This is a genomic window from Alphaproteobacteria bacterium (assembly GCA_030739735.1).
Lineage (GTDB): Bacteria > Pseudomonadota > Alphaproteobacteria > UBA7887 > UBA7887 > UBA7887.
The window spans coordinates 1-20,848 of the sequence record JASLYQ010000014.1 but is presented as its reverse complement, the minus strand read 5'-3'; the positions used below and the strand labels follow the sequence as shown (position 1 = coordinate 20,848).

General features: G+C 60.5%; 20 protein-coding genes. 12 read left to right on the top strand and 8 right to left on the bottom strand.

Going from position 1 to position 20,848, the window contains the following annotated elements; genetic code table 11:
• Window positions 1–20: 20 nt before the first annotated feature.
• Window positions 21–1,553, bottom strand: coding sequence for an acyl-CoA carboxylase subunit beta (locus QF629_08265; protein ID MDP6013521.1), 1,533 nt, complete (start codon window positions 1,551–1,553; stop codon window positions 21–23).
• Window positions 1,554–1,646: 93 nt separating this feature from the next.
• On the opposite strand from QF629_08265, the gene QF629_08260 reads away from it, so the two are divergent.
• Genes QF629_08260 through QF629_08250 form a run of 3 tightly spaced genes read left to right on the top strand, consistent with a single transcriptional unit; the run spans window position 1,647 to window position 4,638 of the window.
• The gene (locus tag QF629_08260; GenBank protein MDP6013520.1) at window positions 1,647–2,657 is read left to right on the top strand and encodes an NAD(P)-dependent oxidoreductase; all 1,011 of its coding nucleotides are present in this window, start codon (window positions 1,647–1,649) and stop codon (window positions 2,655–2,657) included.
• 52 nt (window positions 2,658–2,709) lie between these two features.
• The gene (locus tag QF629_08255) at window positions 2,710–2,976 is read left to right on the top strand and encodes a hypothetical protein (protein ID MDP6013519.1); all 267 of its coding nucleotides are present in this window, start codon (window positions 2,710–2,712) and stop codon (window positions 2,974–2,976) included.
• 24 nt (window positions 2,977–3,000) lie between these two features.
• Window positions 3,001–4,638: a benzoate-CoA ligase family protein gene (locus QF629_08250; GenBank protein ID MDP6013518.1), complete on the top strand. Its 1,638-nt coding sequence runs from the start codon at window positions 3,001–3,003 to the stop codon at window positions 4,636–4,638.
• A gap of 198 nt (window positions 4,639–4,836) precedes the next feature.
• Here QF629_08250 and QF629_08245 read toward each other — a convergent pair whose 3' ends face one another.
• The 4 genes from QF629_08245 to QF629_08230 form a co-directional block, all read right to left on the bottom strand.
• Window positions 4,837–5,397, bottom strand: a complete 561-nt coding sequence (locus QF629_08245) for a hypothetical protein (GenBank protein MDP6013517.1) — start codon at window positions 5,395–5,397, stop codon at window positions 4,837–4,839.
• Window positions 5,398–5,558: 161 nt separating this feature from the next.
• The gene (locus tag QF629_08240; GenBank protein MDP6013516.1) at window positions 5,559–5,942 is read right to left on the bottom strand and encodes a hypothetical protein; all 384 of its coding nucleotides are present in this window, start codon (window positions 5,940–5,942) and stop codon (window positions 5,559–5,561) included.
• A 155-nt stretch (window positions 5,943–6,097) separates the two neighbouring features.
• Window positions 6,098–6,457, bottom strand: coding sequence for an inverse autotransporter beta domain-containing protein (locus tag QF629_08235; GenBank protein MDP6013515.1), 360 nt, complete (start codon window positions 6,455–6,457; stop codon window positions 6,098–6,100).
• A gap of 405 nt (window positions 6,458–6,862) precedes the next feature.
• Complete coding sequence (locus QF629_08230; GenBank protein MDP6013514.1) at window positions 6,863–8,872, bottom strand: ABC-F family ATP-binding cassette domain-containing protein; 2,010 nt, start codon at window positions 8,870–8,872, stop codon at window positions 6,863–6,865.
• Between QF629_08230 and ndk the strand changes: the two genes are divergently transcribed.
• Window positions 8,844–9,266: a nucleoside-diphosphate kinase gene (gene ndk / locus QF629_08225; GenBank protein MDP6013513.1), complete on the top strand. Its 423-nt coding sequence runs from the start codon at window positions 8,844–8,846 to the stop codon at window positions 9,264–9,266. The two genes, QF629_08230 and ndk, sit on opposite strands and share 29 nt — an antisense overlap.
• A 196-nt stretch (window positions 9,267–9,462) precedes the next feature.
• Here ndk and QF629_08220 read toward each other — a convergent pair whose 3' ends face one another.
• Genes QF629_08220 through purM form a run of 3 tightly spaced genes read right to left on the bottom strand, consistent with a single transcriptional unit; the run spans window position 9,463 to window position 11,417 of the window.
• Window positions 9,463–9,696, bottom strand: coding sequence for a hypothetical protein (locus QF629_08220; GenBank protein ID MDP6013512.1), 234 nt, complete (start codon window positions 9,694–9,696; stop codon window positions 9,463–9,465).
• Window positions 9,697–9,705: 9 nt separating this feature from the next.
• Window positions 9,706–10,359 (bottom strand): phosphoribosylglycinamide formyltransferase, encoded by a 654-nt coding sequence (gene purN, locus QF629_08215; GenBank protein ID MDP6013511.1) that lies wholly within the window; start codon window positions 10,357–10,359, stop codon window positions 9,706–9,708.
• Window positions 10,356–11,417, bottom strand: coding sequence for a phosphoribosylformylglycinamidine cyclo-ligase (purM, locus tag QF629_08210; GenBank protein MDP6013510.1), 1,062 nt, complete (start codon window positions 11,415–11,417; stop codon window positions 10,356–10,358). Before purM ends, purN begins: the two co-directional genes overlap by 4 nt.
• A gap of 90 nt (window positions 11,418–11,507) precedes the next feature.
• Between purM and QF629_08205 the strand changes: the two genes are divergently transcribed.
• The 8 genes from QF629_08205 to QF629_08170 are packed head-to-tail and all read left to right on the top strand — an operon-like array spanning window position 11,508 to window position 20,733.
• Entirely contained in the window at window positions 11,508–12,791 is a 1,284-nt protein-coding gene (locus tag QF629_08205; GenBank protein ID MDP6013509.1) for a DUF2066 domain-containing protein, read from the top strand.
• A gap of 37 nt (window positions 12,792–12,828) precedes the next feature.
• A complete protein-coding gene (locus tag QF629_08200; GenBank protein MDP6013508.1) occupies window positions 12,829–13,893 on the top strand; it encodes an AI-2E family transporter in 1,065 nt (354 codons plus the stop codon).
• On the top strand, window positions 13,890–14,570 hold the full coding sequence (locus QF629_08195; GenBank protein ID MDP6013507.1) for a DnaA/Hda family protein: 681 nt from the start codon (window positions 13,890–13,892) through the stop codon (window positions 14,568–14,570). Before QF629_08200 ends, QF629_08195 begins: the two co-directional genes overlap by 4 nt.
• A gap of 32 nt (window positions 14,571–14,602) precedes the next feature.
• Complete coding sequence (locus QF629_08190) at window positions 14,603–15,382, top strand: SDR family oxidoreductase (GenBank protein ID MDP6013506.1); 780 nt, start codon at window positions 14,603–14,605, stop codon at window positions 15,380–15,382.
• Window positions 15,383–15,393: 11 nt separating this feature from the next.
• Window positions 15,394–17,562 carry an RNA degradosome polyphosphate kinase gene (locus QF629_08185; GenBank protein ID MDP6013505.1) on the top strand — a complete coding sequence of 723 codons (2,169 nt, stop codon included), beginning with the start codon at window positions 15,394–15,396 and terminating at the stop codon, window positions 17,560–17,562.
• 10 nt (window positions 17,563–17,572) lie between these two features.
• Window positions 17,573–19,063, top strand: coding sequence for a Ppx/GppA family phosphatase (locus QF629_08180; protein ID MDP6013504.1), 1,491 nt, complete (start codon window positions 17,573–17,575; stop codon window positions 19,061–19,063).
• Window positions 19,064–19,076: 13 nt separating this feature from the next.
• Window positions 19,077–19,238: a class II glutamine amidotransferase gene (locus QF629_08175; GenBank protein MDP6013503.1), complete on the top strand. Its 162-nt coding sequence runs from the start codon at window positions 19,077–19,079 to the stop codon at window positions 19,236–19,238.
• A gap of 22 nt (window positions 19,239–19,260) precedes the next feature.
• Window positions 19,261–20,733: a D-aminoacylase gene (locus QF629_08170; protein ID MDP6013502.1), complete on the top strand. Its 1,473-nt coding sequence runs from the start codon at window positions 19,261–19,263 to the stop codon at window positions 20,731–20,733.
• The last annotated feature ends 115 nt before the right edge of the window (window positions 20,734–20,848 follow it).

Sequence of the window (20,848 nt, the reverse complement as noted above, 5' to 3'; positions counted from 1 at the left end):
CTTATCAGTGTTAGCTCTGCCTAGAGCGGGATGTTGTCGTGCTTTTTCCAGGGATTCTCGAGCTGCTTGGAGCGCAGCAGCGCCAGAGCTCCAGCCAAGCGGCAGCGCGTGTTTTGCGGCAAGATCACGTCGTCGATATAGCCGCGGCTGGCGGCAATAAAGGGATTGGCAAACTTTTCGCGGTATTCCTCGGTGCGGCGCTCCACCTCGGCCGGATCGTCGAGCGAGCCTCGGAAGATGATTTCGACCGCGCCTTTCGGCCCCATGACCGCGATCTCCGCTGCCGGCCAAGCATAGTTAACGTCGCCGCGCAAATGCTTAGAGCTCATCACGTCATAGGCGCCGCCATAAGCCTTGCGCGTGATTACCGTGACCTTTGGCACAGTCGCCTCGGCATAGGCGAAGAGCAGCTTGGCGCCGTGGCTGATGATACCGCCATGTTCCTGGTCGGTGCCCGGCAGAAAGCCCGGCACGTCGACAAAGGTTACGATGGGAATGTTAAAGCAATCGCAAAAGCGCACAAAACGTCCGGCCTTGCGCGACGAATTGATGTCGAGGCAACCTGCCAATACCATCGGCTGATTGGCAACCATACCGACCGTATGCCCGTCGATACGCGCGAAGCCAATAATGATGTTGGCGGCATAGGCCGGCTGCAACTCGAAGAAGTCGCCCTCGTCAACCACCTTCTCGATCAGCTCGTGCATATCATAAGGCTTTTGCGAATCGGCTGGGATAAGCGTGTTGAGGGATGGCTCGGCGCGATCCGTGGCGTCGGTCGTCGGCAGTACCGGCACCGGCTCGCGATTGTTGAGGGGCAGGAAGTCAAAAAAGCGCCGCATGGTCGCCAGCGCTTCGACATCGTTCTCGAAAGCGATATCCGCCACGCCCGACTTGGTGGTGTGACTTACCGCGCCACCGAGTTCTTCCGCACTGACCGTCTCGTGGGTTACAGTCTTCACCACGTCGGGTCCCGTAACAAACAAATAAGATGAGTCCTTCACCATGAAGATGAAGTCGGTCATGGCTGGCGAATAAACCGCGCCGCCCGCGCACGGTCCCATGACTAGGCTGAGCTGCGGCACCACGCCGGAAGCAAGCACGTTGCGCTGAAAGACCTCGGCGTAGCCGCCCAGAGAGGCCACACCTTCCTGGATGCGCGCGCCGCCAGAATCGTTGAGACCGACCATCGGCGCGCCAACCTTCATAGCCAGATCCATGACCTTGCAGATTTTTTCCGCATGCGCCTCACTCAGGGAGCCACCGAAGACCGTGAAATCCTGGCTGAAGACGAACAGCTTGCGGCCATTTATGGTGCCGTGGCCGGTAACGACACCGTCGCCAGGCACGCGCTGCTTATCCATGTCAAAATCGGCGCAGCGGTGCTCGACGAACATGTCGAACTCCTCAAACGAGCCCGGATCCAGCAACAACTCCAGGCGCTCACGCGCTGTCAGCTTGCCTTTATCATGCTGGGAGGCAATGCGACGCTCACCACCCCCGACCCGTGCCGCCTCGCGGCGCTCCTCCAGCTCTCGGATAATCGCGTCCATCGTTTTCTGCACCCCACCGCTTACTGCCGCCACCTATCGAATATCACCCGAGAGCCGGCTTTGCCAGTCGCGACGCGCGCAGGGCCATGCGCTATGGTATCGCGAACGAGCGAAGCGCAGCCGAAAGGAACCCTGCCATTGCCGAACCGTGTCTCCATCCTCGTACCAGGAGACGATCCTGTGCAGATCGTGGGCTCAGCCGCGCTCAACCGCTTGGCACCGCTCGGCGAGTTGACCCTTTACGAGAACCGGCCCAACAGCCACGAGGAAAAACTGGCACGCGCGCAGGACGCCGAGGTCATCATCAACTCCCGCAGCGCCGTTACCTGGCGCCGGATGGAGCTTGAGAAGCTGCCAAAGCTGCGCATGATCACCACCTGCTCCATCGGCACCGACATGATCGATCTCGATGCCGCGACGGAGCATGGCGTGGTCGTCTCCAATCAGCCTGGCCGCACGGCACCAGCCGTAGCTGAGCACATGTTCGGCCTGATGTTCGCTGTCGCCAAGCGCGCCGCGTTTCAAACCGCCGAACTCAAGGCCGGGCGCTGGACCCGCAGGCTCAATGTCGGTTTGCAGGGCAAGACGCTCGGCGTCATCGGCACGGGTGCGGTCGGCGCAGAAATGGCGCGGCTCGCCAGTGCGCTGGGCATGCGGGTCATTGCATGGAGCTATCATCCCTCGGCAGAGCGTAGCGCCGCGCTCGGTGTCACCTATGTGAGGTTCGACGAGTTGCTGGCAACCGCCGATGTGATCAGCCTGCACGTTAAGCTCACCGACGACAGCCATCATCTCATCGATGCCGCGGCGTTGGCAAAGATGAAGGACGAGGCGATTCTTTTAAACGGCGCCCGCGGCGATGTAGTGGACATGGATGCCCTGCATGCGGCGCTAACCGCGGGACGCTTAAATGGGGTGGGGCTCGATGTCTTTCCCGAGGAGCCCTTGCCGGGCGATGCCCCGATCCTCAGCTGCGATCAGGTGGTGCTGACGCCGCACGCTGCCGATTGGACGGCCGAAGCCACGGAACTTCTGAACGAGGGCGCGGTCGACAACGTCATCGCCTTTCTCGAGGGGCAACCGCAAAACGTCGTGACAGGCTGACCTTGTGGTGAACGCCCCGCCAGGTAATCCTTGGGCAGGATCGGGAGCCATCATGATGGGCAACTCCACACCGATAACCCTGAGCAAGAGCGACGCCAAGGATGGCGACGAGGCGGCACTCGGCGGACATGCATTTCGCATCGAGAAACAGTATTGGGTGGCGGATTTCGCTGCGCTCACCGAGCTTACCGCACAAAATATGCAAGGCCGCCTGATCGAGCCGCGCGAAGTGGCTAATACCGAAACCTGGCTTTACCACCCGAATTCCGCCGCCCTCATCGGCCAGGGAATCGCCGCTGCCGGCGGCGAAGCGATGTAGGCGCGACATAAGGAGACCAACAGAATGCCCAGGCACGAATCCCAACCGCCCGGAGGACCGAGCGGCCACCTCGACAACTTTACGCGCGACAATCTGCCGCCCGCACATTTATTGGCACCCTGCGACTACACCGCACTGCCAGCGCTCGCTGCCTATCCCGACCGCTTCAATGCCGCAGCGGCATTGCTAGACGCGCGCATCGCGGCCGGCGATGGTGAGAGAATTGCCATCCTGTTTGGCAACCGCTCGTGGACTTACGTTGCGCTGTCATCGCTCGTCGACCGCATCGCCAAGGCCTTGGTCGAGGACATGGGGCTAGTGACGGGCAATCGCGTGCTGTTACGGGCACCCAACACGCCGATGGCGGCGGCCTGTTGGCTAGGCGTCATCAAGGCCGGCGGCGTTTGCGTCGCCACGATGCCGATGCTACGGGCGCGCGAGCTCACCTACATCAACGAAAAGGCGCAGATCCGCCACGCACTCTGCGACGTCACCCTGGCCGAAGAACTCAACCAGGTCGGGGGCCTTGAGCGCCTCGCCATGATTAGCGCGACGGGCGACGGTGATGCCGATTTCGACAAACTGGTGGCAACAAAAGCGCCGGGCTTCGCCGCCGCCGATACCGCCGCGGACGATGTAGCGCTGATTGGCTTCACGTCAGGTACCACAGGCCAGCCGAAAGGTTGCATGCATTTCCATCGCGACATATTGGCGATATGCGATTGTTTTCCACCGCATGTTTTCGGCGCCCGCTCTGACGATGTGGTGACCGGCTCACCGCCACTAGCCTTCGCTTTCGGCATCGGCGCTTTGCTCTGCTTTCCGTTACGCGTGGGCGCGGCCACGGCCTTGCTCGACAAGCCGACCCCCGATGCGATGCTCGATGCCATCCAACGCCACCACTGCACCGCCCTCTATACCGCGCCAACCGCCTATCGCGCCTTACTCGGGTTGGTTGAGAAGTATGATATCTCCAGCCTCGAGCGTTGTGTGTCAGCCGGTGAGACCCTGCCGCTGCCGACCTGGCAGGCCTGGCGAGATGCTACGGACCTCAAGATTCTCGACGGCATCGGCTCCACCGAGATGCTGCACATCTTCGTATCAGGCCCAGGCGACGCCATCCGACCCGGAGCAACGGGCAAGGCCATCTCCGGCTACCAGGCCCGCGTGCTCACCAACGATGGCAGTGAAGCCGCTGACGATGAAGTCGGCCGCCTCGGAGTGCGGGGTCCCACCGGCTGCAAATACCTAGCTGACGAAGAGCGGCAGGCGACCTATGTCGAGGATGGCTGGAATCTCACCGGCGATCTCTATCGACGGGACGCGGATGGCTATTACTGGTACGTTTCGCGTGCTGACGACCTGATCGTCTCGGCCGGATACAATATTTCCGGCCCCGAGGTGGAGGCCGCCCTACTCGACCACGAGGATGTCAGCGAGTGCGGCGTAGTTGGCCAGCCAGATCTGAAGCGCGGGCAGATTGTCTCAGCGTTCGTGGTGTTGCGCGAGGGAGTGACGGACGACGAAGCTACGGTTAAGAGACTTCAAGACTTCGTGAAGCAACAGATCGCGCCATATAAATATCCACGCGCGATCACCTTTGTTGCCGACTTACCCCGCACCGAGACCGGAAAACTACAACGCTTCCGCTTGCGCAATTAGGAACGAAAAACCGCCAGCCCCAACACGAAACTGACATTTTCAACGCCGGACGGCGGAAAAATCACGGCCGTGTTCCACGCACCTCTTTCACGATGGTGAAACTTACAATCATTGCTCTTCTGCTGTGTCGCCAATAGAGCAAAACGCGACACACAAAGACCATAAGCCAGCTATTGACCAAAAGCAGCAGTGGTCGGCTCAAGGGTCTCTTATTGTTATGGTTACTGTCGGGGGACGCGGAAAAATCGAACAGTTCCCATCGCCAGCTGTAGGATCGGTATCGAGTACGCCAACAGCAGTGCTGGTGTCAAATTGGATCTCAATAAGTGGTTCTTGGTCAATCGTAGTGTAAGATGCTGTCAAAGGGTAGGTGATGATAGCATCCCCGACAGTGTCAGCATCGGTATCTCGAACAGTAATGTTGAGATCTTCCCAGTCACTGTCCACTAGGCCCGTGAAACTGCCTGCATCCGAGGGAACAATGTAATCCTCACTAACCCCGCTTGCCGTCGTATTGTCGCTAATCTCCGCCGTGTTTGCGTCACCATCTTGTGTCGGAGTGGCATCTGTATAGCAGGTTACATCTGCGTCGTCGCTCACTCCACCGCCGGTCATTGTGATGGTCTCGTCGACATAGGCCCTAACATGAGTATAGGTAATCCCAGCCGCCAAACCCCCAACGTCCGCATATGATCCGACTGCTGCCCCAGCGGCAACCGATGCGATATCGAAAACTTTGTTGCCGCTTCCAATTGTCACAAAAGTACTGCATGCGGAGTCGGTACAGAGGTCTACTCGCTTGACCGTAACCTGATACTCAGACGCAGCACGAGCAGCTCCCGGGATCGCAGCAAGAGATGAGGGCGCATAAAGAGCGATACCGGATACCGCGAGAACCGTTAAATATCGAAACATACGGATTAGCTACCCCTCGAAATGACAACACCACTGCTACGGCGTTCCACAATGATCTTATTCTGACGCTGCACCTTATCTAGCCGGCGTTCTGTCATATCCCTCATTAGCCACGGGCTATCTGAGATTGGGCTGACACTCATTGCAACTGGTTTACCAAAGGCCAGAGAGAAACGAACAGCAACGAAGGCCTCTCGCTCATCGCCAGGAATAAAATTATCCGACTTGACTCCGGCCTCAAGTTGCAGGTTTTGCATTAGATCGATTTTGCCACTGAGCGACCATCCTTTGATGTCTTCAGAGGCGTTGATAGTATCCCACCAGTAGCGAGCCGCGCGTACTTTGGCCCATGGAAGATTAAGGGACCTGGGCAGCCAGTCGGATATCATGGCCGTCGAGAGGCTCTTCAGTGACGCTTTCGCCGCTCACACCTCTTGTGTGAGCACTACTAAGTCCCCAGTACTTGTTTGCGTCCAAGTCAAGACCATACCATTTTACCTCTGCGCCAAGGCTTGAGCGCTGATGGTGATAGTCGACTTCGTAATCAAAAAAAGCCATTGACACCAACAAGCACGGTGTCCTCGAGGAACAAACGGCGATAACCAAGACCCGCGTTCACAACATCGCGGTCCAAGGAAAACATTTCGTAGCGACGATAACTCAGCTGGGTAAACACGGTATCTCGAAGGTCGTCGGCCTCCCAAATCGGCTGAACCGTCAGAATAGACCACTCCGGACGATTGTCCTGACGTGTTTGCCACTCAAATTCGAACCGTTTGGCCCAATCTGGAGCGTCTTCGCCGATATTGCCAAAGAGATATTCTGCGGTCTCACCTACAGCGTTGATCGCAGCGCCTTCGATATCGTCCGCCGCAGCTAGTGTAATTGATTCCGTGAGATCCAATTTCGCCGAGATAGGATCGATATCAAGGCTACCCTCTATACTATCTGCAGACGATTAAGGGTATGGTCGGAACGAAACACAGCGAGCCAACTAAGGTCCCGACTAAAAAAATACGAGGATGGCTCACACTTTGTTCCTCAAATGGTACAAAATCCGGGGAATCATATTGAAAACTACAACAATTCGTCAAGTTGAATTCTTCCTAGAAATTGTTCCAAAAACTGAAAAATTGCCTATCCGATTTCCACTACCGCCAACAATTATAAGTTGTTGTTGAGCCAATATGCCGCGCCATCCCCGTACGGAGGTCCTGTCGCGGACGGAGAAATTCACCCCATGCCTCGACGTGCGTATGCTGGCACCACCTGTGGCCGACGCTCTAAAGCACTTTCTAGCTTTACGCGGTCATTTGGTCGCCTGCACCTCCAACGCCTCCTGGGCCTCCAGCCAAGTGACTTCAGCCTTGGCAATAGCACGATCCAGCCGCGCCCGTTCCCGGCTTAGGACAGCTACACGATCCGCTGCATCCTCCCCTTCGTAAAGCATTGGATCACTAACCGCAGCCTCGACGCCGTCGCGCTCTTTCGCAAGTGTCTCCAAGGCTCGTTCCGCCTCGACAACGGCGCCGCGCAGCGATGCGGTCTCGTCACGCCGCCGTGCGGCATCGCGACGGCGCTCGGCCTTGTTTACTGAAGCGCGAGCCTTGCCTTCGCCCTTGCCCCGGCGGCGCTCCAGCAGGCTCTGTTCGTAGTCATCGAGATCGCCATCATAGGCGCGGCAAGTGCCATCGGCGACAAGCCACAGCCGCTCTGCGCATAGCTCGATGAGGCGGCGGTCATGGGTGATCAAGACCACCGCGCCAGCATAGGCATTGAGACCTTCGACCAACGCCTCGCGGGCATCAATATCAAGGTGGTTAGTGGGCTCGTCAAGCAACAGCAAATGCGGCGCCTCACAACAGACGAGGGCCAGAACCAGACGCACGCGCTCGCCACCCGAGAGCGTGCTTACCAACTGATCGGCAAGCGGTCCTGACAGCCCGAAGCGGCCGAGATGGGCACGGCGTGCGGTTTCGTCCGCCTTCGGCAGTCTCTCAGCGACGTGCTGATTGGCTGTACACTCCGCTAACAGGACTTCTTCCTGATCCTGGGCGTAATAGCCGACGTTGAGCTTGCGCGACGGGTGACGTTCGCCCTCCATGGTAGGCATTCTGCCGGCAAGCAGGCGCATGAGTGTGGTCTTGCCGTTGCCGTTCGCGCCCAGCAGAGCAATGCGATCGTCCATGTCGATACGCAGATCCAGGCGTGAAAGCACCGGCGTCCCGTCATAACCCACACCGGCCCCGTCAAGAGCTAGCAGGGGCGGCGCTAGCTCGCTTGGCTCGGGAAAAGTGAATACCACCTCGTTATCGGCAATCGGCGCCTCCGGTTCGCCCAATCGCTCGAGCGCCTTCAGGCGACTCTGGGCCTGGCGCGCCTTGTTGGCTTGGTAGCGAAAACGATCGACGAAGGCCTGCATATGCTTGCGCCGCGCCGCGAGGTTGGCTTGTACCGCCGCCTCGCGCTCGCGCGCTTCGCGGCGGGCCCGGAGAAAGGCGTCGAAACCGCCGCGATAGGTCTTAGTTCGTCCACCATCGAGGTGGATGGTCTCGCCCACAACCTGGTTGATTAGGCTACGATCGTGGCTCGCCAAGAGAAGCATGCGTGGCCATTTGGCGAGAAATTCTCCCAACCAGAAGCTCGCTTCCAGATCAAGGTGGTTCGTCGGCTCGTCGAGCAGCAGAAGATCGGGTTGCGCGAAAAGTACTGCCGCCAACGCCACGCGCATGCGCCAGCCGCCGGACAGCGTCGCGAGCGGGCGGCTTTGACCTTCGGCGTCGAGACCGAGGCCATGTAGGATCGAGGCTGCCCGCGCCGGCGCCGCATGCGCGCCAATCGCAACCAGGCGCTCGTGCACGGCGGCGAGCCGCCCACCGTCCGGCGATGCATCACTTTCCAGCCGCTCGGCCTCCTCCAGTAACGCCAGCCGCTCACTGTCGGCGGCCAGAACGAACTCCAGCGGCGAGCGCTCACCTGAGGGCGCTCTTTGCGCAACCGTCCCGACCCGGGTATTCGACGCCAAGACGATATCGCCCGATTCCGGGTGCAACTCGCCTGTGATCAAACGCAGCAAGGTGGTCTTGCCGCCGCCATTAGACCCCACCAAGGCTGCGCGATGGCCTGCCGCGAGCGTTAGACTGGCGCCATCGATGATTATCCGCCCGCCGATGCGATAGGTTAGTTTCTCGATACGCAGCACGCCCTGATGCCTTTTTGCGATGCGCGGTTGCTGGTGCTCGCCACCATCGCTATAAGGCCCCTTCTCGACACCGATGACGGATATGAACATGGCGATCGAACGTACTCTCTCGATCATCAAGCCGGACGCCACGCGGCGAAATCTTACCGGCAAGATCAACGCCCGACTCGAGGAAGCGGGATTGTGCATCGTCGCGCAGCGGCGCATACGCTTGTCCCGCGAGATGGCGGAGGCGTTCTATGCTGTGCACAGTGAGCGCTCCTTTTTCAGCGACCTTTGCGATTTCATGTGCTCAGGCCCTGTGGTGGCGCAGATCCTCGAAGGCGAAAATGCTATCGAGCGCAACCGCGAGATCATGGGCGCAACCAACCCCACCAACGCAGACGAAGGCACCATCCGCCGCGATTTCGCCGAATCCATTGAGGCGAACTCGGTACATGGCTCTGACAGCCGGGAAAACGCGGTCACCGAGATCCGTTTCTTCTTCGCCGAGATCGATATTACTCCCTAATACCAACGTGCACTGACAACGAACCCATTTAACCACACGCTTTTCGCCGCCGGCTTAAGAGTGGGCCGCACCGTCATGCGCCCCACGCCGAACGGCGCGCAACCCCACCAGAGCGGCGAAAAGCGTGCGGCTTGAGGCGGCTCTACGGATGCGCCGCGGCGCTTAAACGATGTCTCCGCATCGGCCAGCGCACCGCTCACTCACCCTCCCTGAGTATCGGGTGCTCCATCATGAAGCTCTCGATGAAATCGGCCGCGCCCTGATTCACGGGATTGTACTCGGCGCGGTTCGCATCTGCTGCCTCCTGCAGAAATGCGCGAAGCTCCTTGCCGTCTTCGAAAATGCCGGACTCGCGCAGCTTTTGCAGGAGTTGGAAGACGATAGTGATCAAGGCAGACTGAATCTGCATCGGGTTGATATCTTTCGTCATGGCGCTCTCCTAGGACGAGATCGGATTTATGAGGGTCTCGACCGCCGCAGCGGCGCCGGCAACGGAGACCCTGTTGTCGTATAGCGATACCCGGTCCTCGGCGATCCAGCGCACGGCGAGCGGATAGATGCGGTGCTCCTGTGCGAGCACGCGGGCCGCCAGGCTCTCAGCGGTATCGTCCGCCAGCACAGGCACCGCAGCCTGCACAATGATCGGTCCCGCATCCATGGCCGGGCGCACGAAATGCACGGTGCAGCCGGCAAAGCGCGCACCGTCGGCTAAGACTCGCTCATGAGTATCGAGCCCCTTGTAGGCCGGCAGCAACGAGGGATGGATGTTGATCAGCCGGTTATCTCGGCGGTCGACAAAATCCGCTCCGAGCAAACGCATGAAGCCCGCCAGACAAACCAGTTCCGCGCCGCTCTCGTCGATGGCTGTGTCAAGCGCCAATTCAAATGTCTCACGATCCGCAAACCCCTTGTGATCGACGACGGCCGTGGCAATGCCGTGGCTCGCAGCAGTAGCCAGACCAGCAGCATCCGAACGGTTGGAAATGACCGTCGCGACACGCGCAGGAAAGCCAGGCTCGGCGCAGGCCTCGACCAGCGCCTGCATGTTGCTGCCGCGACCGGATATCAGGATCGCGAGGGATAGCTCACTCACCGCCGCCAGTACTCCCCGCCGACGATCGTCACACCCCCATCCCCACGCTGGATAGATCCGATAGAAAACACCGTCTCACCAGCTGCCGTGAGGCTCTCAGTCACGGCATCGGTGTCGGCCGCGGCCACGACCGCCGCCATGCCGACGCCGCAGTTGAAAGTGCGCAGCATTTCGTCGTCTGGCACACCCGCATTGCGGTGCAACCAGGCGAAGACCGGCGGCAGGTCCCAGGTCGTTTCGATCGCCGCAGCCGTGCCATCCGGCAGCACCCGCGGCAGATTTTCCGGCAAGCCTCCGCCGGTGATGTGCGCAAGCGCCTTGATGCCACAGGGAATCGCCGCGAGCAGGTTTTTGACGTAGATTCGAGTCGGCGTGAGCAGGGCCTTGCCCAGGCTGGTACCGGCATCAAACGGCGCCGGCTCGAAATAATCCATCCCCTCGCCTTCGACGACCCGTCGGACCAGCGAATAGCCGTTTGAATGGATGCCGCTCGAGGCAATACCCAGAATCACATCACCCACGGCTACATGCTCACCCGTCAGCAAGCCGTCGCGCTCAACGGCACCTACGGCGAAACCTGCAAGATCGTAGTCCCCGGGCCGGTAAAGACCGGGAAGCTCCGCTGTCTCGCCGCCGATCAAAGCACAACCGGCCTGGCGGCAGCCATCGGCGATGCCCGACAGCACGGTCGCGGCAGCCTCCACATCAAGCGCCGAAGTAGCAAAATAATCTAGGAAAAACAATGGCTCAGCACCCTGTACCACCAAATCATTCACGCACATGGCGACAAGGTCTATGCCGATGGTATCGTGGCACCCAACAGCGTTCGCAACCAGCAGCTTAGTGCCGACACCATCTGTCGCCGCCAACAGGATCGGGTCACGAAAGTCGCAGGCCGCAAGGTCGAACACCGCGCCGAAACCGCCCAAGGACCCGTCACCGCCACACCGGGCGGTGCCGTGCGCCATGGGCTTGATACGCTCGACCAGAGCCGCGCCGGCATCAATATCGACGCCTGCATCACGGTAGCGGTAAGGGTGGTCGGGGGTATCGCTCATGTTATGATGCCCGGCGGTTGGTTCCAAAACTGTTCCGAGGCTGAAATGGTGACACACTGGGTGTTATCACTGGTAAATGGGTGCTTTGCAATGGGCGCAGGGCGCTTTTCGCTGTGCCCTGCAATCACCGTGGCGATCGGCGCCGGGCTATCACTCTCGGCCATGGCAGGGCCCTTTACCGTGGGCGACGTCAGTGTCGATGCAAGCGGCTCCAGCGCCCAGCAAGCCCAGGCGCGCGCCCTGGCAACAGGTCAAAGTATCGCCCTGAGCCGGCTTTACAAGAAGCTCACGCTAGAAAGCGATCACGCCCAGCTGCCGGCCGTCGAAGCGGGTGACCTGGAGCGCTTAGTGCGCAGTTACGAAGTTGCCCGCGAGCGCCACTCATCGCAGCGCTACATTGCCGATCTGACCGTGCATTTCGACCCGGACGGCGTTCGCCGGGCGCTGCGCTCGGCACACATTCCCTTTGCCGAGACCGAGAGCCCGTCACGCCTCGTGCTACCACTGCTTGAAAGCGATGGGGCGTTACGGCTTTGGGAGGAACCCAATCCGTGGCGTGACGCTTGGCACGGCATCGGCTGGCGTCACCATCTGGTCAATCTGGTACTCCCCTATGGTGAGCTGGAGGATTTGACTACCGTATCTGCCGAGCAGGCGCGCAATGGCGATGCGAATGCCTTGTCCGCTGTCGCCGATCGCTACAGCGCACGGGAAACGCTGGTCGCCCTGGCCCGCCTGGAATCCGGTGGTGGCGTTGGCGTCACAGCAACGCGTCATGTCGGCGATGAGTCGACGATCGTCTTCAGCCGGCACATCGCGGCGGTGCCAAACACGGCCACGACGCTGCATCATGTCGGTGATGAGTCGACGATTGCCTTCAGCCGGCACACCGCGGCGGTGCCAAACACAGCCGCGACGCTGCGTCAGGCTGCTCTGACCATGGCCGAGACACTGGAGAGCGATTGGAAACTTGCCAATCTGGTCGATTTCAGCAGCCTGTCGACGCTCGATGTCAGCACCAAGCTGACCGGACTGGAGAATTGGCTGAGCATTCGTCAGCGTTTCGACAGCATGTCGCAACTGGCCGGCACGCAGATTGTGTCGCTAAGCCGCAGCGAAGCGCAATTGACGCTGCGGTATTATGGCGCGCTGGGATCGCTGAGCGATGCTTTGGACAGCCGTGGACTGTCGCTGATCGATGATGGCGGCGGCGGTTGGCGCATCGAGACCAAGGACGTGGCCACACCACTGCCTGAGCCGGACCAGGATTTGCCGGAACAGGCGAGCGTGCCTACGGCCATGGACCGCCCCGCAGCTGCCGTATCCGCGGCGGACGGCGAAACGGATCCGGAAGAGGACTTGCTCTTCGAGTGACCAGGTGCCGGCATAGCAGAGAATGGCGCGAGCGCTCATGAGCCCGGCGCGACAAGGCCTGTATTGGCTGGCAGCATTTCTGGTCCTAGTGCTGCTGCTCGTTTTGCTGCGCGACATTCTGTTACCGTTTATCGTCGGCCTCGCGATCGCCTATTTTCTCGATCCAGTGATCGACCGGCTGGAAGCGCGCAAGCTCTCGCGGCCCTCGGCTGCCACCGCAGTTACGGTGCTCTTTTTCTTGCTGCTCACGGTCCTGGTGCTCCTGGTCGCGCCGTTGCTGCAGACGCAGATCACCAGCCTACTGAAGGAGCTGCCGGGGATGGTATTGTCGCTGACAGAGCGCATTACCAGCTTGGTCGAGGCCGCTTCCTCTCAGATCGACGAGCAGCAGATGGAGGACGTCCGCATCGCCCTGCGCGACGTCGCCGGCAAGCTCGCCTCCTGGTCGTTCGAAGCCTTGGGGAAGCTCTTCCTGTCTGGCCTAGCCTTGCTCAACTTGGCCGGCCTGCTAATCATCACTCCCGTGGTCACTTGGTATCTGCTGCGTGATTGGGATCTGATTGTTGCCAAGGTCGACGGCTATCTGCCGCATCGCCACGCCGATGTGGTGCGCCAGCAGCTGCAGAAGATTGATCGCACGTTGTCCGCCTTTGTGCGCGGCCAAGCCATCGTCTGCGTCGTGCTGGGCACGAGCTATGCGATCGCGCTCGAGATCATTGGGCTCAATTACGGCCTGGTGGTGGGGCTCATCGTCGGCGTGATCTCGATAATCCCCTTCATCGGAGCTATCGTCGGGCTACTGCTCAGCCTGACCTTCGGCTACTTGCAATTCGGCGCCACTGGAGAGCTCGTTGCGGTGATCGCAGTCTTCGTCATTGGCCAGATGATCGAGGGCAATATCCTTACGCCCAAGCTCGTAGGCGACAGGGTGGGTCTGCATGCCGTCTGGGTTATGTTCGCGCTGCTTGCCGGCGGCTCTCTTTTTGGCTTTGTCGGCGTTTTGCTGGCCGTCCCGATTGCGGCGGTGATCGGCGTATTGGTGCGTTTTGCCCTCTCACATTACCTGGAAAGCCCCGCCTACGACAGCGACGATCCACCATGAGCGCTGAGACAGCAGTACAGCTTCCTCTTAATTTGGATCACCGTCCGGCGCTCGGCGCCGACGACTTCCTGGTGGCGCCAAGCAACACCGAGGCTGTTGGCTGGATAGATCGCTGGCCCGATTGGAACGCGCCCGGCCTTACCATTCATGGCCCGGCGGGCTGCGGTAAGAGCCATTTGCTGAACGTATGGCGCAGCCGAAGCCGCGCCGCGATGGTAAACATTGCGGAGCTCTGTCGCGGCCTCGACCCAACAGAATTGCTCGGTTCCTCCAGCGCCGCAGCCGTGGATTGCGGCAGCGCCGACGAGGCGGCGGATGAGACGACTATGTTTCATCTCTACAACACCGTTGCCGAGCGCGGCGGCGGTCTGCTATTAGCGGCACGCGAGCCGCCGGCACGCTGGCCGATCGCTCTCGCCGATTTGGCTTCCCGTCTTAGCGCATTGCCCGCGATCAGCCTGCAAGCGCCCGACGACCGCCTATTGGCGGCCGTGCTCATCAAGCAATTCAGCGACCGCCAGCTTGCTGTGGGAGAGGAAGTAATCGACTATCTGATGGCGCGCATCGAGCGCTCTTTCGCTGCCGCTCGCGAACTGGTTCAGGCACTTGACCAGGCCGCACTCGCGGGACACAGACGCGTCACCATCCCGCTGGCGCGGGACGTACTGCAAAGATAAAGACGCATAATCGGCGTCACAGGAGACAACGGATGGATCTGGGAATTGCCGGCCGTAAGGCTATTGTGTGTGCATCGAGCCGCGGCCTCGGGCGGGCCTGCGCGACGTCACTTGCCGGCGAGGGTGTCGCAGTGACAATCAACGGGCGCGACCAGACGGTCCTCGACGCCGCCGCGGTAGCCATTCGCGAGATGAGCGGCAGCGAGGTGACGGCAGTTGCCGCCGACGTGACCACCGAAGAGGGCCGGCAGGCCCTGCTCACCGCCTGCCCCGAGCCCGACATTCTGATTAACAATGCGGGCGGGCCACCACCAGGTGATTTTCGTAAGTGGAGCCGCGAGGACTGGATCGATGGTCTGACCGCCAACATGCTCACCCCCATAGAACTCATCAAGGCAACCGTCGATCCGATGATCCAGCGCGGCTTCGGGCGCATCGTCAACATCACCTCAAGTTCCACCAAAACCCCTATTCCAGAACTCGGCATCTCTAATGGTGCGCGCACCGGCCTTGCCGGCTTTCTGGCCGGCATCGCACGGCAGACCGTGCGCCATAACGTGACCATAAACTGCTTGCTGCCGGGCCCCTTCGATACAGATCGCTTGCGCGGCAATATCACTTTTCGAGCCAAGCAGGCAGGCAAGACTGAGGAGGCCATGGCAGCTGCCATGGCCGACCTCAATCCAGCAGGACGCTTCGGCGATCCAGCCGAGTTCGGCGATGCCTGCGCCTTCCTTTGCTCAGCGCAAGCAGGTTTCGTCACCGGCCAGCATTTCCTCATGGATGGCGGCAACCATCGCGCTACGTTCTAAGGAGAAGTTCGATGGCACGGCAAAAGACTGCTGACACGCCGGCGGCGTCCAAAGCGACAGCCGCGGCACCATCGGCACCGCGGGAGCGGTACTTCAATCGCGAATTGTCTTGGCTGGCGTTCAATTGGCGTGTGTTGGCCGAGGCTGAGAACACGGCCCACCCGCTGTTGGAGCGGCTGCGCTTTCTGTCCATTTCGGCGAGCAACCTTGACGAATTTTTCATGGTGCGGGTCGCCGGCCTCAAGGGCCAGGTGCGCAACGGCCTGACCCACCGCAGCCTCGACGGCCGTACGCCTGTCCAGCAATTAGAAGAAGTCATGGCGAACGCCAACCGTCTAATGGCGGCACAACTGGACAGCTGGAGGGAATTGCTGATCGAGCTAAAGACCGCAGGCGTCGCGGTCGTTGGGCCCAATGACCTTACCGACGTCGATGTCGACTGGCTGCGCGATTACTTTCTCGAGCAGGTCTTTCCCGTGCTGACGCCACTGGCGATCGATCCGGCACATCCCTTTCCCTTCATAGCCAATCGCGGCTTCGCGCTCGCCATGCAACTTGTGAACGACGACGACGGCCGCACCTTGCGCGCGCTTGTCCCATTACCTGAACAGACGCGGCGCTTTGTTCGGTTACCTGGTCATAATATCCGCTATTTGCCACTCGAATCTTTGGTTGAGCTCTTCATCGACCAACTGTTCCCCGGCTACCGGGTGACAGGGCGTGGCTGCTTCCGCCTGATTCGCGACAGCGATATCGAATATGAAGAAGAGGCAGAGGACCTGGTGCTCCTGTTCGAGACGGCGCTACGGCAACGGCGGCGGGGCGGCATCGTCCGGCTCAAGATTGGCGCCGACATGCCTGCCGAGCTACGCCAGATGGTAATCAACGAGCTTCACGCGGAAGTCAGCGATATCACCGTCGTGGACGGTATCCTTGGCATGGCACAAACTGCCGAACTTGTGGATTGCGACCGTCCCAACCTGTATTTTCAGCCCTACACACCACGCTTTCCGGAACGGGTTAGAGAGTACGATAACGATTGCTTCGCTGCGATACGCGCCAAGGACTTCATCGTCCATCACCCCTATGAGAGCTTCGACGTGGTCGTGCAGTTTTTGCAGCAAGCCGCAACAGATCCAAACGTCATCGCCATCAAACAAATCTTGTATCGCACCAGCGCCGAGTCACCGATTGTGAAGGCGTTGATCGCCGCGGCCGAATCTGGCAAGACCGTGACCGCCCTTGTCGAGCTCAAGGCGCGCTTTGACGAAGAGAGCAATCTCAAGCTTTCGCGAAGCCTTGAGCGTGCGGGCGTGCACGTGGTCTACGGCTTCATGAACATGAAGACCCATGCCAAGATCTCCAATGTGGTGCGCCGTGAAGGGCAAATGCTGCGCTCCTACGTGCATTTCGGCACCGGCAATTATCATCCCGTAACCGCCCGCATTTACGAGGATCTCTCGTTCTTCACCTGCGACGAGGAGTTGGCACGCGATGCCGCGAGGATCTTCAACTTTACAACCGGCTATGCGGTGCCGGAACAATTCTCCCGCGTCGACGTCGCGCCGATGACCCTGCGAACGACATTGATCGAGCATATCGATAAGGAGATCACAAACGCCAAAGCCGGACGCCCCGCGATGATCTGGGCCAAGATGAATTCTCTGGTCGACAGCATAATTATCGACAAGCTCTACGAAGCCAGCATGGCCGGCGTGGAGATCGATCTGATCGTGCGTGGTGTCTGCTGTCTGCGCCCTGGTGTGACGGGCATGAGCGAGACCATTCGCGTAAAAAGCATTGTCGGTCGCTTTCTCGAGCACGCGCGCATCATCTGTTTCGGCAATGGTGAGCCACTGCCGTCGCCGAACGCCAAGCTATTCATATCGTCAGCCGATTGGATGCCGCGAAATTTCGACCGCCGTTGTGAGGTCTTGGTTCCGATCACCAACGCGACCGTGCATCGGCAGGTGCTCAACCAGGTCATGCTGGCAAATCTAAAGGACGAGGCGCAGAGCTCGGTCCTCGGCTCAGATGGGGTCTATCGTAAGGTGCCTGCAAGCGCCGACCCATTCTCGGCCCATACTTATTTCATGACGAATCCCAGCCTGTCAGGGCGCGGTAAGGCGCTGCAACATGGCGGTGCCCCGGCACCGTTGCGGATCGGGCCACAGGACTGAACCCCCGACCATGGAAGGATACGCCGGCGTGCGTCGCGCGGTGGTCGACATCGGCTCCAACTCCATCCGTCTGGTTGTCTTTGGCGGACCGGCACGGGTTCCTGTCGCTGTTTTCAACGAGAAGGTGTTGAGCGGTCTTGGCAGCACACTGCATGACAACGACCGACTCGATCCGGCCGGTGCGGCCCTGGCCTTGACCAACCTCGAGCGCTTCGCGACCTTACTGAAAATCATGGCCGTCGAGCAAGTGGACGTGGTAGCCACAGCGGCCGTGCGCGACGCCCGCGACGGCGAGAGTTTCGTGAGGGATTTGTATCGGCGGACGGGTCTTGATGCACGCATCCTTACGGGTGCCGAGGAGGCCGCGCTGTCCGCGCTCGGGGTCATTGCGGGCATTCCCAAGGTCGACGGCATCATGGGTGACCTGGGGGGTGGCAGCCTAGAATTGGCCCAAATCGCCGCCGGCAAGACGACCGAAAGAACAACCTTGCCGCTGGGTCCCCTGCGCCTGCAGACGCCGGTCATCAAGGCCAAGGCGCAAATCGATGCGGCCTTTGCCGGGCTCGACTGGCTAAAGACCGCACGTGATGGAATGCTGTATCTCGTCGGCGGCAGTTGGCGTGCCCTCGCCCGCATTCACATGGCTCAGACAGATTACCCCTTGCGGCTCGTCCATCGTTACCGCCTGCGCCGCCACGATATGCTGAGCCTCACCGATCTGGTGGCAAGGCAAAGTCCGGAATCTCTGCGCCGCCTACCCGGTGTGCCGCCACGACGCCGCGGTGTATTGCCGCACGCGTCGTTGCTGCTAAACAGATTGCTGCGACACATACAGCCCCATTCCGTAGAGTTTTGCGCCTACGGTCTACGCGAAGGCCTCCTCTATGCCGATCTGCCGCCTGAGGTTCAGTCGGAAGACAGCCTGCTCGCCGCCTGCGGCGATATCAACGCACAAGCCTCGCGATTCCCCGGCTTAGCTCCCGCGCTACACCGCTGGACGGCCAACCTTGTCGATGGTGAAGGCAAACACGGTACCTTGCTCCGCGAGGCAGCCGGTTTGCTCAGCGATATTGCCTGGCGCGCCCATCCCGACCACCGCGCGAATGATGCCTTTCGCCAAGTGTTCACGCATCCCGGCTTGCTGGTGGAACACCGCGATCGTGCCTTTCTGGCACTTGCCGTTTACCACCGCTATACAGGCAAAGAGATGCCACAAGTTCTCGATCAACTGCATGGCTTGATCCGAGGTGAAGAAGTGCAAAGGGCACGTATTCTCGGCCTGGCATTTCGCCTTGGCGAAACGATTTCCGGGGGTGATCCCACCACCCTCGACCGCTTTGCGTTGCTCCGCCGGAAAGACGAGGGTCGTCTCTGCTTACGTCATACTGCGGCCGACCGCGCTTTGCTCGGAGAGGTCGTGGTCAAGCGGCTCAACGGCCTCGCGACCACCATGGCGCTTCGCCCGGCGATCGAGGAAGGCCACGGTCCAGGCTCCGAATAACCACAGAGAGGCATTGCTTGGCTGGACCGTCGACTTCGCTGTCGAGACCACGCCACGAGACATCGTTACCATGATCGCAACACACGCCCTGACCCGCGACGAAACCTGGCCCCCCATGAAAGGCGGCGAGTTCAAGGTTTTTTGTGGCGGCCTGTCGCGATCGTTAGGACAATGACTGACAACAAGGAGAGCTTTTTATGGACGACGCCCCTGCTATCGATCTTGTCATCCGCGGCGCGCAACTGATTGACGGCACGGGAAGCGCCGCCCGGCAAGCCGATGTCGCGATCGCGGACGACCGGATTATGGCAGTCGGAACTGTGGCAGAGGACGCGGGCGGGCGTGAGATCGACGCCGCAGGGCTGACGCTCACGCCCGGGTTCATCGACGTCCATACCCACGACGATCGGGCCGTGCTCTCCAACCCGACTATGGATTGCAAAATCAGCCAAGGCGTGACCACGGTCGTGACCGGTAATTGCGGGATCAGCCTCGCGCCCCTCTCGCCAAGCGGGCCACCGCCCGCACCCGCCAACCTCATCGGCGACCGGCCGGAGCATTATTTTGCGCGTTTCGGCGACTATCTTGATGCTCTCGATACCGATCCGGCCTCGGTCAACGTGGTTGCCCAAGTCGGCCACAGCACCTTGCGCATGGGAGCGATGGACACGCTCGACCGCGCAGCCACCGCAAATGAGATCGCCATCATGCGTGCCCGCCTCGAAGAGGCCCTTGATGATGGTGCCGTGGGCATGAGCACCGGTTTGTTCTATCGCCCAGCCAATGCCGCACCCACCGGAGAGGTGATTGAGCTCGCTAAGACGCTGGCGCCTGCTGGCGCCATGCACAGCACCCATATGCGAGACGAGACCGAGCATGTATTGGATTCCATCGACGAGACCTGCACCATCGGCCGCGAGGCCGGCGTCCCTATTGTGATCTCGCACCACAAATGTGCCGGCCAGGCCAATCACGGCCGCACCCGAGTGACCCTGCCGCGCATCGCCGCAGCGCATGAGCGCCAACCGCTGGCACTCGACGTGTATCCATATGTCGCCGGGTCCACCGTACTCGATGCGCGTCGCATGATGAATGCGAGCCGCGTCATCGTCAGCTGGTCAAAGCCACATCCCGAGGTGGTCGGGCGTGATTTCGATGATATCGCCAAGGATTGGAACCTTAGCGCCGAGGACACCGCCGAGCGTCTCAATCCGGCTGGGGCCATCTATTTCATCATGGACGAGGCCGACGTGCGCCGCGTGCTTGCCTTCCCCCGCGCGATGATTGGCTCCGACGGCCTACCGCACGACTCGCACCCGCACCCGCGCCTCTGGGGTACATTTCCGCGCGTGCTCGGCCATTACGCCCGCGACCTGGGTCTGTTTCCATTAGAAGAGGCCGTGCGGCGCATGAGCGGCTTCCCCGCCGCTCAGTTCGGCCTTACCGGACGCGGCGTCGTCCGCGAGGGCGCTTATGCCGATCTGGTCCTTTTCAACGCCGAGCAGATCATCGACCGCGCAACTTTCGAGGATCCCGTCCAACCGGCGGCGGGCATAGCTATGGTTATGGTAAACGGCCGCCTTACCTGGCAGGACGGTGAACATGTGGGTTCTTGCGCCGGACGTGCGCTGCGTTTAGCAAACCTAGGACCCACAGGGCTCGACTCATGATGCGCCATTTTCTGCTCAGCCTAACGATTTGCCTCATCGGCACGTCATCGGCGTGGTCGGAGACAGTTCTGAAAGTGGTGCCGCATGCGGACCTGAAGAACATCGATCCGATCTG